9 protein-coding genes are annotated in these 13210 nt (G+C 55.9%); 6 read left to right on the top strand and 3 right to left on the bottom strand.

The window, feature by feature from the left end; genetic code table 11:
- Positions 1-95: 95 nt before the first annotated feature.
- A complete protein-coding gene (gene yegD, locus ABFV38_RS14605; RefSeq protein ID WP_111968067.1) occupies positions 96-1448 on the bottom strand; it encodes a molecular chaperone in 1353 nt (450 codons plus the stop codon).
- 130 nt (positions 1449-1578) lie between these two features.
- Here yegD and alkA point away from each other — a divergent pair, with 130 nt between their 5' ends.
- Positions 1579-2457, top strand: a complete 879-nt coding sequence (gene alkA / locus ABFV38_RS14600; protein ID WP_348959426.1) for a DNA-3-methyladenine glycosylase 2 — start codon at positions 1579-1581, stop codon at positions 2455-2457.
- On the opposite strand, the gene ABFV38_RS14595 is transcribed toward alkA, so the two are convergent.
- Positions 2416-5745 carry a diguanylate cyclase gene (locus tag ABFV38_RS14595; RefSeq protein ID WP_348957469.1) on the bottom strand — a complete coding sequence of 1110 codons (3330 nt, stop codon included), beginning with the start codon at positions 5743-5745 and terminating at the stop codon, positions 2416-2418. The genes alkA and ABFV38_RS14595 overlap by 42 nt on opposite strands.
- 343 nt (positions 5746-6088) lie before the next feature.
- On the opposite strand from ABFV38_RS14595, the gene udk reads away from it, so the two are divergent.
- From udk to asmA, 3 genes are all read left to right on the top strand, one after another.
- Complete coding sequence (udk, locus tag ABFV38_RS14590) at positions 6089-6730, top strand: uridine kinase (protein WP_008500855.1); 642 nt, start codon at positions 6089-6091, stop codon at positions 6728-6730.
- Positions 6731-6821: 91 nt separating this feature from the next.
- Positions 6822-7403: a dCTP deaminase gene (dcd, locus tag ABFV38_RS14585; RefSeq protein WP_024908111.1), complete on the top strand. Its 582-nt coding sequence runs from the start codon at positions 6822-6824 to the stop codon at positions 7401-7403.
- A gap of 22 nt (positions 7404-7425) precedes the next feature.
- Entirely contained in the window at positions 7426-9276 is a 1851-nt protein-coding gene (asmA, locus tag ABFV38_RS14580; RefSeq protein ID WP_111968064.1) for an outer membrane assembly protein AsmA, read from the top strand.
- Positions 9277-9351: 75 nt separating this feature from the next.
- Here the strand turns inward: asmA and ABFV38_RS14575 are convergent, their stop codons facing one another.
- Positions 9352-10935, bottom strand: a complete 1584-nt coding sequence (locus ABFV38_RS14575; protein WP_111968063.1) for a TerC family protein — start codon at positions 10933-10935, stop codon at positions 9352-9354.
- Between the two features lie 684 nt (positions 10936-11619).
- Between ABFV38_RS14575 and ABFV38_RS14570 the strand changes: the two genes are divergently transcribed.
- Together ABFV38_RS14570 and wzb are read left to right on the top strand one after the other, a co-directional pair.
- A complete protein-coding gene (locus ABFV38_RS14570; RefSeq protein ID WP_008499413.1) occupies positions 11620-12759 on the top strand; it encodes a polysaccharide export protein in 1140 nt (379 codons plus the stop codon).
- 6 nt (positions 12760-12765) lie between these two features.
- Positions 12766-13209 (top strand): low molecular weight protein-tyrosine-phosphatase Wzb, encoded by a 444-nt coding sequence (wzb, locus tag ABFV38_RS14565; RefSeq protein WP_045908628.1) that lies wholly within the window; start codon positions 12766-12768, stop codon positions 13207-13209.
- Position 13210 lies beyond the last annotated feature (1 nt).

The raw sequence follows: 13210 nt of genomic DNA, 5'->3' as shown, positions 1-13210 counted from the left end.
TTTTTGGTGTTTTGTGGGAGAGGGCACCAGACCGCACCACAACAACACACGTTTTGAAGGCCGGTAAGGCGAAGCCGCCACCCGGCACAACCGCACTAGCTAAACATCACCTGCGCCCAGCGTGCCAGACCAGCGGTAACGGAACCAAAGTCATCGCCACCTGCAATCGGAATACCCGGCAGCTGTTCGGCCAGTGCTTTCTTGATTAGCGGCGAACGGGCGCTACCGCCGGTCAGGTAAATCACGTCCGGCTTCTCTTTGCCGTTCTCCAGCGCGAGCTGCACCTGTTCCAGAATGCGCTGTAGCGGCTGGGCAAGCGCCGTCTCCAGCCCGTCCTGCGAAATGGCGGTGGCCAGTTCGTCACTGATAAACGGCAGGGAGACCGCATGCTCAGCGCGGTCGGACAGGGCGATTTTGCTCTCTTCCGCGGTACGCACCACGCGGTAGCTCAGACGCTGGCGCCACACTTTATAGAGCAGGGCGACTTTTTCGCCATCCTGGGCATCACGCACCAGATCGTTAAGGAAGCGGCCGTTGGCGGTGCTGTAAAAATCACTCTGCGCAGGCACGTCGTTGATGGCAATCGCGTTCCACCACGGCAGGATCGGCAGCGCGATGCCTTTTTCCGTTTGTCCCCCCATGCCGAGCAGCGGCATCAGACTCTTGAATGCCAGGGCGATGTCAAGATCGTTCCCGCCTACGCGGCAGCCGCTGTGCCCCAGCAGGCTGTTTTCACGATCGCGACGGTTATGCCACTGGGGGCCCATCAGCAGCAGCGAGCAGTCCGTCGTGCCCCCGCCGATGTCCACGACCAATACGCGCTTCTCTTCCGTCAGCGTGGCTTCGAAGTCCAGCCCTGCGGCAACGGGTTCATACTGGAATACCACGTCGCGGAAGCCTGCGCGGTGCGCCGCGCGTTCCAGGATCCCCTGCGCCTGCTGGTTGGCCTCATCGCCGCCCAGCCCCTGGAAGTTAATTGGTCGGCCAATCACCGCCTGGGTAATCGCCTCTGGGACCTGCGTCTGCGCCTGGTTGCGGATGTGCAGCATCATCGCACACACCAGGTCTTCGAACAGCGCGACCTGCTGCGGCTTCAGGCCGCTGGCGCCGAGGAAGGATTTTGGCGACTTAACGAAATAGACCTCTTCGGGGTCTTCAATGTAGTGTCCGAGCGAGGAGAGGCCGAACTGCACGCTGGACGGCGTAACGTCGATATCTTCCTCGCGGTTGAAGCTGACCGCACGGCGTAACAGCGCCTGGGTTTCCGCCGCCGAAGCCGGAACCTGATGGTGGCGGAACAGCCATTCGCTCACCGCTTCACGCGTCGGTGCGCAGAGCATTGACGGCAGCAGCGTGCTCTCTTTTTCCATTTTCAGGAGCCGTGGCTGCCCGTTTTGCATAATCGCAACCGAGCAGTTTGCCGTACCGTAGTCAAATCCAATAAACACGATGAATCCCCATGCCGGTGAGAAGGGGCGAGACTTTAACGAAATGTCCGCATGGCGACAACAGGAATATGAAAGCAAGGCGAAACAGGACCTTTCCGTTTATGCTGTGAAGAACCCAAAAGGAGAGATGATGTACACCCTGAACTGGCTTCCCCCTTACGACTGGCAGTGGATGTTTGGCTTTCTTGGCGCGCGTGCGGTGACGGGCATTGAAACCGTCACGCACGACTACTACGAGCGCAGTTTTGCCTGCGAGGGACATCAGGGGATCTTCCGTGTGACGCCGGATATCGCAACATACACGCTGAACGTGACCCTCAGCCCGGGGTTAATGCCGGTTGCGCAGCCGTGCCTTGAGCGCATCGAACGCCTGTTCGATCTTGCCTGCAATCCGCAGCACATCGCGGAGACGCTGGGCGATCTCGGTGCTGCAAGGCCGGGCTTACGTTTGCCGGGAGCGATGGATGCGTACGAGCAGGGCGTCCGGGCGATTCTCGGACAGCTGGTGAGCGTGGCGATGGCGGCGAAGCTGGCGTCACGCGTGGTGGCGTTATGCGGTGAACCCGTGGCGGATTGCCCGGGCTATCTCTGCTTCCCCACGCCGCAGGCGCTGGCGGCAGTGGACCCGCTGGCGCTGAAAGCGTTGGGCATGCCGGTAAAGCGCGCGGAGTCGCTGATTCATCTGGCGCAGTCGGTTATCGACGGAACATTTCCGCTTTTCCCGCCCGCGAATATAGAAGAGGGGATGAAGGCGCTACAGCAGCGGCCGGGGATAGGGCGCTGGACGGCAAATTATCTGGCCCTGCGCGGCTGGCAGGCGAAAGATGTGTTTCTGCCGGATGATTACCTGATTAAACAACGCTTCGCCGGAATGACGCCCGCGCAAATTCGTCGTTATGCCGAACGCTGGACGCCGTGGCGCTCCTATGCGCTGTTGCATATCTGGTATACCGACGGCTGGGCACCGTCAGTTGATCGCGAAATAACTGGTGTTGAGAAGAAGATCTAATGGCTGCGGCTCGGCGATGGTGTCACCAAAGATAAAATCGATGCCGATACCGGAGAGCGTATCCATCATGATGGGCTGGTTACAGGGGCCTGCGATGGTTTTCATTCCCAGACGCTGGGCGTGGCCCTGAACAATGGTCACCATCATCTCATCCATCAGATTGCCGTACACGTTGGTTACCACCTCCGCATCCAGCATCAGATAGTCGGCCATGTTCGCGGTCAGGTGGGTAAAGACGTTCATATCGCGTCCCACCTGGCTGAAGATCACGCGGCAGCCCGCCTGACGGAGCTTTTGCAGACCCCGATGCAGGTTCTTATCCGGATTGCACACCACATCGACAGAGATAACCAGATGCAGCAGACGGCCCGGCATCGGGCTTTTATCCAGCAGGTCGAGCAGTTCATCGACCAGCGTCACGCTGGCTAAACCGGCCTCCGAGAGCGGCAGCGCCACCCCCATGCCTTTACTGGCGATCTGGGCGGCTGAGGTGCGGAAAAACTCGCTAAAGATCCGCCTGTCGAGGGCGTGCAGAAGCTCTGGCTCCGCCAGGCCCGAGCGGAAGGCATGCTCTTCCTGAACTTCGCCCTGGCTGGTCCACAGGCGTAACGACAGCAGCCAGAAATTACTGCTCTCAGGGATGCGCGGTGAGGCGACGCTGCGGGCAATCATCATCAGATGATTGTCTTTAATCATGTGCCACTGTTCATCAAGCGACATCATGCTGCGCGTGTGGTGATCCCGCTCCTGCTGGGGTTCATACACCGTCACCATGCCACGTCCGCTGTTTTTTGAGGCGTAACAGGCAATGTCCGCCTGCGACATGATCTCCGACGCCTGATGGTTATTTTCATCAATCAGCGTGATGCCGGCGCTGGCGCCGATCCGGTGCAGGCGGCCTTCCCACATAAAGTGATAGTCGTTGATGGCATGAATCAGGCGACCGGCGATATAGCGCGCGCTTTCCAGATTGCAGTCCGGTAACAGTAACCCGAACTCGTCCCCGCCCAGACGCGCCAGCACGTCGCTGGAGCGGAGCATGGTCAACATCAGGGAAGCCAGTTCCCGCAGCAGGGCATCCCCCGCTGCGTGGCCAGCCGTGTCATTGACGGCTTTGAAGCGATCGAGGTCGATAAACACCAGGGCATGACGCTGGCGCGTTTCGCGAACGGTCTGCAGGAGCCGTTTAAGATGATTTTCGAAGCTGACCCGGTTAGCCAGATGGGTCAGGGCATCGTGGGAAGCACTGTAGCTGAGCTGGCGCAGCATTTTGCGCGACTCGGTCACGTCCTGAATCACGATCACCGAGCCGATATTCTGTCCATCCAGCGTGCTGAGCGGCGTAATGCTGTAGTGGATATCAAAATTGCCGCCGGTACGGCAGTTCAGCACCACGTCCTGATCGATATCGGAACGGGACATATCGCCGCTGTGAATATTCTCCATCAGCGGCCCTTTTTCACCAAAGGTGATGTGTAACACCTTCAGGATCGGCTGACCAATAGCTTCGGTCTGCAGCCAGCCGCTCATTTTCTCGGCGACCGGGTTCATAAAGGTGACGTTCATGTTGATATCGGTGCACAGCACCGCTTCACCGATGGAGTCGAGGGTAATGTGAAGACGCTCTTTTTCCTGGAAAAGCGCCTCGTTAAGCTGCTTAACCTCGGTCATGTCCATGTTGATACCGAGCAGCCGTTCGACTTCTCCCTGCTTATTGAGCACCCGGTTCGCCAGGGAGCGAATATGACGCACGCCTTCCTTCACGCGAATGCGGAATTCCAGCTTAAACGGCAGACGGGAAATTAGAGAGTCCCGCAGCACCTTCTCTGCGTGGGCGCGATCTTCCGGCAGCATCGTGTCGTGCCAGAGCTGCCAGGTGGGCTTGATGTGCGGCGGAATTTCATACAGCTCAAACATCCGCTTATCCCAGCTGATAATGTCGGGTTCCAGATCCCACTCCCAGATGCCGATGCCCCCTGCTTCGTTTGCCAGGGTGATGCGCTCCATCAGGCGTTTATTGACCCACTCGGTCTGCTTCAGGTCGTTAATGTCTTCAATCTGGGCGATAAAATAGAGCGGCGAGCCGTCGGCATGGCGCACCACGGAGACGGCAAGAAGCGCCCAGACCACTTCCCCGTCGCGCGTGTAATAGCGCTTCTCGAGGGTATAGGTATTGATCTCGCCGTTGATCAGCTGTTCGAGCTGCTCCAGGTCGGTATTCAGATCTTCTGGCCAGGTAAGCTGCTGGAAGGTCAGCGACTGGAGCTCCGCCTGGCTGTAGCCGAGGAAATTGCACAGCGCCTTGTTCGCCTGAAGCCATTTTCCTTCGATGCTGACCAGCGCCATACCGATGGCAGAATATTCCATTGCGTTACGAAAACGCTCTTCGCTTTCGGTGATGTGTTTGCGCTCGGCGCGGAAGGCGTACATCACCATGGTCATAACGTTAGCGGGCAGGAGCAGCATCAGGAACGGCAGCCAGGGGGCGTTCAGCATCGGCCCGGCGTGCTGGGTGGTCAGCGCCAGAGGGTTCTGGGCAATCATCAGCGACACCACCATCACGGTGACCAGAAACACCATGAACGCTTCCATCCGCGGCAGGCGCACGGCGCTCCACATCAGCAGAACGATCACGCAGGTGAAGGGCCACGGCAGCCAGGTGATGGCTGCCCAACTGAGGGCTAACGTCACGGCCAGCGTGGTCAGCGTTTCCAGCAGCAACCGCGGATCGCGGTGGCGCAGCAGATAATGCGGCTTAAACAACAGCCCTAGCGGCACCAGCGCCAGCGCGCCAATCGCTTCTGACAATACCCAGACGAAGAAATTACGCAGGGGCTCAGTGCCGGGGGCCAGCAGGGTCACCAGAATACCGCCCACCAGCGGTGGCACCAGCGCGCTGCCGATGGCCACGCGGATCCAGTCGTTCAGATTCTGCAGCGGGTTGTACCATGGGAGCCATTTGCGCAGAAACAGCGCACCGATAGCGGCCTCAATGATGTTGATCGAAGGATAGATGAGGCTGACCGATCCCCAGGAGAACAGCATCCACGAGGCCAGAACATTACCGAACGAGCAGGCCAGGGCAATGCCCGGCCACATTTTTCCGGCATGGCGGTAAAACGCCACCATCATAATGGCGGTGGGGAACCAGAGCGGAGCCAGCAGGGTGCCGAAACGGGTGAGTTCCAGCGAAAATAAGGTAAAGATAAAGGTGACCAGGCCCAGACAGACAAGTCGTGTTAAAGGATGTGGGGTAGTCACCAAAACCCGCTGGTATTGTTTATTCATTACCGCTTTATCCAGAGACGCCATGCCGTCAGGGAAGATGTCCGAACGCGTGAATTTGATAATTTGGTTTATGCTAGTACAAACAATTTACAATTCATATGGTGACCGCTCAGAATTTGACACCACAGACTTATTAAATACTTACTCCGTTAAAAAAAACGGTGAAACGGTGAAAAAATGGTCATTTAAATTTCATTCAGGGAATAAGTTGTCACTTTTCGGCCAGTCTCGCAGAACCTGTGCATTCGACTGGTATCACGCCCGCGAAATCCCTATAATTGCCGCGTTTGACGCTCCGGCGTCGTCCTTCCTTAACATCCAGGTTAATCAGGTCGCTAAATTTATGACTGATAAGTCTCATCAGTGCGTCATTATAGGCATCGCCGGCGCATCGGCTTCAGGTAAAAGTCTAATTGCCAGTACGCTTTATCGCGAACTGCGTGAACAAGTAGGTGATGAGCATATCGGCGTCATTCCCGAAGACAGCTATTACAAAGATCAATCCCATCTGTCGATGGAAGAGCGCGTTAAAACGAACTATGACCACCCCAATGCAATGGATCACAGCCTGCTGTTCCAGCATTTAGAAGCGCTTAAGAGCGGCCAGGCGATTGAACTGCCCGTTTACAGTTATGTCGAACATACCCGTACCCAGGAAACGATCCGCATCGAGCCGAAAAAGGTCATTATCCTTGAAGGCATTCTGCTGCTGACCGATGCCCGCCTGCGTGAATCCATGAACTTCTCGATTTTCGTCGATACTCCGCTGGATATCTGCCTGATGCGCCGCATCAAGCGTGACGTTAATGAACGCGGCCGTTCAATGGACTCCGTGATGGCGCAATATCAGAAAACGGTCCGCCCAATGTTCCTGCAGTTTATTGAACCCTCCAAACAATACGCCGATATTATCGTGCCGCGCGGGGGTAAAAACCGCATTGCGATTGATATCTTAAAAGCGAAAATCAGCCAGTTTTTTGAATAAGCCGCGTGAATTGTGTACCGTTCAGAGATAACCTGGTTTTACCCTGAGCGCTTACCGACTCAGGGTACGTTGCATGAAAGGAGAAAGAGGCGTGCGTCTTTGTGATCGCGATATAGAAGCCTGGCTGGATGAAGGCCGTTTGTCTATTACCCCGCGTCCACCTGTTGAGCGTATCAATGGGGTGACCGTTGATGTCCGGTTGGGGAATAAATTCCGCACCTTTAGCGGCCATACCGCACCGTTCATCGACCTCAGCGGGCCGAAGGACGAAGTCAGCGCCGCGCTCGATCGCGTGATGAGTGATGAAATCGTTATCGACGACGGCGAAGCCTTTTATCTGCATCCGGGTGAACTGGCGCTGGCGGTCACATTTGAATCCGTCACCCTGCCTGCGGACCTCGTCGGCTGGCTTGATGGCCGCTCTTCGCTGGCGCGACTGGGGCTGATGGTACACGTGACCGCGCACCGTATCGATCCAGGCTGGTCAGGACGTATCGTGCTGGAATTCTTCAATGCCGGTAAATTGCCGCTGGCGCTTCGTCCGGGCATGATGATCGGCGCGTTGAGTTTTGAACCGCTGTCAGGCCCGGCAGACAGGCCGTATAACCGCCGCCAGGACGCAAAATATCGCGACCAGCAGGGTGCGGTTGCCAGCCGTATTGATAAAGACTGATCGTTAGTCCATTGAGGATGCCATGAGAAGAGTTCTGACAACGCTGATGATTTTGCTGGTGGTGCTGGTGGCTGGCCTTTCGGCGTTGGTTCTGCTGGTTAACCCCAATGACTTCCGCGCTTACATGGTGCGGCAGGTCGAGGCACGCAGTGGTTATCAACTGAAGCTTGATGGGCCGCTGCGCTGGCACGTCTGGCCACAGCTCAGTATTCTCTCTGGCCGCATGTCGCTCACGGCGCCGGGGGCATCCCAGCCGCTGGTTTCCGCAGACAACATGCGCCTTGATGTGGCGCTGATCCCGCTCATTTCCCATCAACTGCAGGTGAATCAGGTGATGCTGAAAGGCGCGGTGATTCAGCTCACCCCGCAAACCGAGGCCGTGCGTGATGCTAACGCGCCGGTGGCACCGCGCGAAAACACCCTGCCTGATGAGCCGTCTGATACAGGCTGGTCCTTTGATATTGGCAAACTGAAAGTGGCCGATAGCGTACTGGTTTTCCAGCATGAGCACGAAGAGCAGGTCACCGTTCGCAACATTAACCTGCAGATGGAACAGGATGCACACCATATTGCGTCGGTGGAATTCAGCGGGCGCGTGAACCGCGATCAGCGCGATCTGACCCTGTCGCTGAATGCCAGCGTTAACGCGTCAGACTATCCGCACCAGCTCACCGCCGACATTCAGCAGCTGGACTGGCAACTGACGGGGGCCGATCTTCCCACCCAGGGGATCGCCGGGCAGGGGACGCTGCAGGCTGTGTGGCGCGAGGAACAAAAACAGCTGGAGCTGGATAACCTCAACCTGCAGGCAAATGACAGTAGCCTGAAAGGGCAGGCCAGCGTCACGCTCGAAGAAAAGCCGAAGTGGGTGCTGAATCTGCAGTTTGACAAGCTCAACCTGGAAAATCTGTTGCCGCCTCTGCCAGCCAGCGCCACGGACAGCAATGCGGCGCAGACGGGGCAAAGCCAGGCAGCGGTATCACGCCCGGTTATTTCGTCGAATCTCGATCAGCCTGACTATAACGCCCTGCGCGGATTCACGGCGGATATTCTGCTGAAAGCCACTAGCCTGCGCTGGCGCGGCATGGACTTTACTGACGTGAGCAGCCAGATGTTTAACCATAACGGTTTGCTGGTGATCTCCGAGCTGAGCGGCAAGATGGGCGCAGGGCACCTCTCGCTGCCCGGCACGCTGGATGTCCGTAAAGACGTTGCCAGCGCCGAATTCCAGCCGCGTCTCGATAACGTTGAGATAGGGACCATCCTGAACGCGTTTAATTACCCGATATCCCTGACGGGGCAGTTGACGCTTGCGGGTGACTTTTCGGGTTCGAAAATTGATGCCGAGGCTTTCCGCCGCGAGTGGCAGGGACAGGCGCATCTTGATCTGAAAAACTCCCGTATGGAAGGGCTCAACTTCCAGCAGCTGGTACAGCAGGCGGTGGAGCGCAGCAGCGATGTGAAGGCCCAGGAGAACTACGACAGCGCCACGCGACTCGACAGCTTCACCACGGACCTGACGCTGGACAACGGGCAACTCTCTCTCGACGGAATGCAGGGTACCTCTTCACTCTTATCATTGACGGGCGAAGGTAAGCTGGATCTGGTCAAAGAGACGGCGGACACGCGCTTTAACGTGCGGGTACTTTCCGGCTGGCAGGGAGAAAGTAAGCTCATCGACTTCCTGAAAGAGACGCCGGTCCCATTGAGCGTATACGGCAAATGGCAGGCTCTGAATTATAGCCTCCAGGTGGATCAGATCCTGCGTAAGCATCTGCAGGATGAAGCGAAACGTCGGCTGAGCGGCTGGGCGGATCGTAATAAAGATTCGCAGGACGGCAAGGATGTGAAGAAGCTGCTGGATAAGCTGTGATGCCTGTTGCGCCGGGTGGCGGCTTCGCCTTACCCGGCCTACAAAAGCCTGACGCCGTTGCGCCACCCGACTTTTTTACACCTCAAAATCCAGTTCTTCCTCATCCCGCAGCGGTATCAGCTGAACCTTCTGCACGCGATGGTTTTCAATTTGTAGCGTTTTAAGCAGATAGTCGCCTACCTGAACCTCTTCCCCCGGCTGCGGGATACGCTGCAGATACTCCATCAGTAGACCGGCAATGGTGTGATATTCCCGCTTTTCATCCAGCGGCAGCGGGACATATTGCACCAGATCTTCCAGCGGCATATGGCCGTTTGCCGTCCACGAGCCGTCGGCGTTTTTCTGAATGTCGTGGCGGGCATCAATCTCATCCACCTCGTTTGGCAGATTACCGGCAATGGTTTCCATCACGTCGCTGAGCGTGACCAGTCCTTCCACCGAACCAAACTCATCCACTACAAAGGCAAAGTGGGTCCGCGCGTTACGGAACTGCTCAAGGGCGGAAAGTAACGGCAGCCCCTCCGGGAAGACCAGCGGCTGGCGAACCAGGACGCGGAGATTGAGCGGCTCGCCGTGAAGCTGCTGCTGGAGCAGATCAATAACGTGCACCACGCCCAGCAGCTCCTCTTCCGCTTCCCCGCCGGTCACCACCACGCGTGTGTGCTGGTTTTTATCCAGCAGGGCGCGAATGTGCGCTTCCGGGGCCGTCAGGTCAATATGCTCTATATCATGCCGCGACGTCATAATGCTGCTGACCGTACGCTGGTTAAGATTGAGCACCCGCTCAATCATCCGTCGTTCCTGCGGGTCAAAGATCTGCCCGTCACTGTGGTCGGCCAGCATGGCGGAGGATTCGGCGTCCAGCTCCGCATCCTCTTTCTTACCGCTCAACAGGCGCATGACCGTGTCGGCCGTACGCTGACGCAGCGTCTGATTTGCGGAAAGGAAGCGGCGGCGGTTGAATATCGCAAGCTGGTTAAGCGCTTCAATCATGACGGAGAACCCGATGGCGGCATACAGGTAGCCTTTCGGAATATGGAAGCCAAAACCGTCGGCCACCAGGCTAAAGCCAATCATCAGCAGGAAGCTCAGACAGAGGATCACGATGGTGGGGTGACTGTTCACAAAACGGGTCAGTGCCTTGCTGGCCATGACCATCAGCGTGATGGCAATAATGACCGCGGCCATCATCACCGCAAGATGGTCCACCATCCCGACGGCGGTGATCACCGAGTCCAGGGAGAAGACCGCATCCAGCACCACGATTTGCGCGACCACCGGCCAGAATTTTGCTCCGCGGCGCTGGGTCGGGTTCTCGCTGTCTTTGCCTTCCAGCCGCTCGTTGAGCTCCACGGTGGCTTTGAACAGCAGGAACAGGCCGCCGAAGAGCATGATCAGATCGCGGGCGCTAAAGCTCAGACCGTGGATGGAGAACAGAGGCTGAGTGAGCGTGACCAGCCAGGAAATAGAGGCCAGCAGCAGTAACCGCATGACCATCGCCAGCAGCAACCCCGTTACGCGCGCGCGATCGCGCTGGGAAGGGGGCAGTTTTTCAGCGAGGATGGCGATAAAAACCAGATTATCAATCCCGAGCACCAGCTCGATGACGACCAGCGTAACCAGCCCGGCCCAGATTGAGGGATCGGCAATCCATTCCATAGTAGTAGCAATACCTTCTGTAACATGACGAATGACACAATTCGATCATGGATAAAGCTGGGGGAAATTGCAATGTCAGTATGAGATTTCTCTCAATAATCATTAAATTAATAATACCGGGAATAATAAGTCTAATTCATCAAGAAAGTCTGTATTTATCTGAAATAACAAAATTAAGAAATATCGCATTAAAAGATGTTCAATGATAACGCTGTCAATATAAAGAAATTCTTAAAAATAAACTACTTTTCTAAACAAATTCTTAAAATTTGGTGTTCGGAACCCGTTTTCTTGCCTGTTTTGGGATTAGCTGTTACAAGATTAATAGCCTGAAAAAGGATATCTTCTGTCACTGGTTGTTGTTTTTTTTTGAGCGACTAACGAAATAGTGCCTGCGTATTATGAATGCTCCATTTATTTCAAATGCAAAAAATCTGGCGATTTTTTGCCTGCAATTCATCGTGTTATAGCGTATTGGTAGCTGGAAGCCAAGGGCGGTAGCGTGCCTGGATGTGTGTGGATGAGCCATGATTCCGTTGTCAACAGTGACTGGCCAAATAACGTTTTTTTTAGGAATGATGCTAGTTATATTTTTATTTAATTAGCTACATTCTTAATGCATTTTAGATTCACACGTATTTAAATTGCACAGGATAATTACTCTGCCAAAGTGATAAATAATCAATGATGAACTCCAAAATGAAATTGATGCCATTATTGGTGTCTGTGACCTTGATGAGCGGTTGCACTGTCTTTCCCGGCAGCAATATGTCAACAATGGGCAAGGATGTGATCAAGCAACAGGATGCCGATTTTGATCTCGACAAAATGGTGAATGTTTATCCACTTACGCCTCGTCTGGTCGAACAATTACGCCCACGTCCAAACGTTGCCCAGCCGAATATGTCACTGGACCAGGAAATTGCGTCCTACCAGTATCGCGTAGGGCCTGGAGACGTCATTAACGTGACCGTCTGGGACCACCCCGAACTGACCACGCCAGCGGGCCAGTACCGTAGCTCAAGCGACACCGGTAACTGGGTGCAGTCAGATGGCACCATGTTCTATCCCTACATTGGTAAAGTCCATGTGGCAGGGAAAACGCTTGCTGAGATCCGTAGTGATATTACCGGCCGCTTAGCGCAGTACATCGCCGACCCGCAGGTGGACGTTAATATCGCCGCATTCCGCTCGCAAAAAGCCTACATCTCCGGCCAGGTGAACAAATCCGGTCAGCAGGCTATCACCAACGTTCCTCTGACCGTGCTGGATGCCATTAACGCCGCGGGCGGGTTAACCGACGGCGCCGACTGGCGCAACGTGGTACTGACCCACAATGGGAAGGAGCAGCGCATTTCACTGCAGGCGCTGATGCAAAACGGCGATCTGACCCAGAACCGCCTGCTTTACCCGGGCGACATCCTCTATGTACCACGCAATGACGATCTCAAAGTCTTCGTGATGGGTGAAGTGAAGAAACAAAGCACCCTCAAGATGGACTTCAGCGGTATGACGCTGACCGAAGCGCTGGGCAATGCTGAGGGTATCGATCTGACGACCTCTAACGCGACCGGCATCTTCGTGATCCGTCCGCTGAAAGGTGAGGGCAGTGCGAAAGGCAAGATTGCCAACATCTACCAGCTGGATATGTCCGATGCGACCTCTCTGGTGATGGCGACGGAGTTCCGTCTCCAGCCATACGATGTGGTGTATGTCACTACCGCACCGGTTGCCCGCTGGAACCGTCTGATCAACCAGTTGCTGCCAACCATCAGTGGCGTTCGCTACATGACGGATACGGCGCGCGACATTCATACCTGGTAATCCGCGATGTTTAACAAAATTCTGGTGGTATGCGTGGGGAACATTTGCCGTTCCCCTACGGCTGAACGGTTGTTGAAACACTACCAGCCCGAACTGACCGTTGATTCGGCAGGGCTGGGTGCACTGGTCGGTAAAGGTGCCGATGAGCGCGCAACGATCGTGGCGCGGGATCATCACCTCTCTCTCGACGGGCATGTTGCCCGCCAGGTCACTGGCCGCATGTGCCGCGAGTATGACCTGATTCTGGCGATGGAAAAACGCCATATTCATGCGCTGTGCGATATCGCTCCGGAGATGCGCGGTAAGGTGATGCTGTTTGGACACTGGGACAATGAACGTGAAATCCCCGATCCCTACCGCAAAAGCCATGAGGCCTTTGAGGCGGTTTACACCTTACTTGACCAGTCTGCCCAACAGTGGGCGCAGGCACTGAAAGCTCAGCAGGGATAAC

The organism is Enterobacter cloacae complex sp. Mu1197 (genome assembly GCF_040059225.1).
Classification (GTDB): Bacteria; Pseudomonadota; Gammaproteobacteria; order Enterobacterales; family Enterobacteriaceae; genus Enterobacter; species Enterobacter quasiroggenkampii.
Note: the sequence above shows the minus strand (reverse complement) of the source record. Positions and strands in the feature narration are given on the sequence as shown.

Excerpts from the sequence above, each read along its gene's own strand:
- ABFV38_RS14570 (WP_008499413.1), top strand. The coding sequence starts at position 11,620 with ATGATGAACTCCAAAATGAAATTGATGCCATTATTGGTGTCTGTGACC.
- wzb (WP_045908628.1), top strand. The coding sequence starts at position 12,766 with ATGTTTAACAAAATTCTGGTGGTATGCGTGGGGAACATTTGCCGTTCC.
- asmA (WP_111968064.1), top strand. The coding sequence starts at position 7,426 with ATGAGAAGAGTTCTGACAACGCTGATGATTTTGCTGGTGGTGCTGGTG.
- ABFV38_RS14595 (WP_348957469.1), bottom strand. The coding sequence starts at position 5,745 with ATGAATAAACAATACCAGCGGGTTTTGGTGACTACCCCACATCCTTTA.
- ABFV38_RS14575 (WP_111968063.1), bottom strand. The coding sequence starts at position 10,935 with ATGGAATGGATTGCCGATCCCTCAATCTGGGCCGGGCTGGTTACGCTG.
- alkA (WP_348959426.1), top strand. The coding sequence starts at position 1,579 with ATGTACACCCTGAACTGGCTTCCCCCTTACGACTGGCAGTGGATGTTT.
- udk (WP_008500855.1), top strand. The coding sequence starts at position 6,089 with ATGACTGATAAGTCTCATCAGTGCGTCATTATAGGCATCGCCGGCGCA.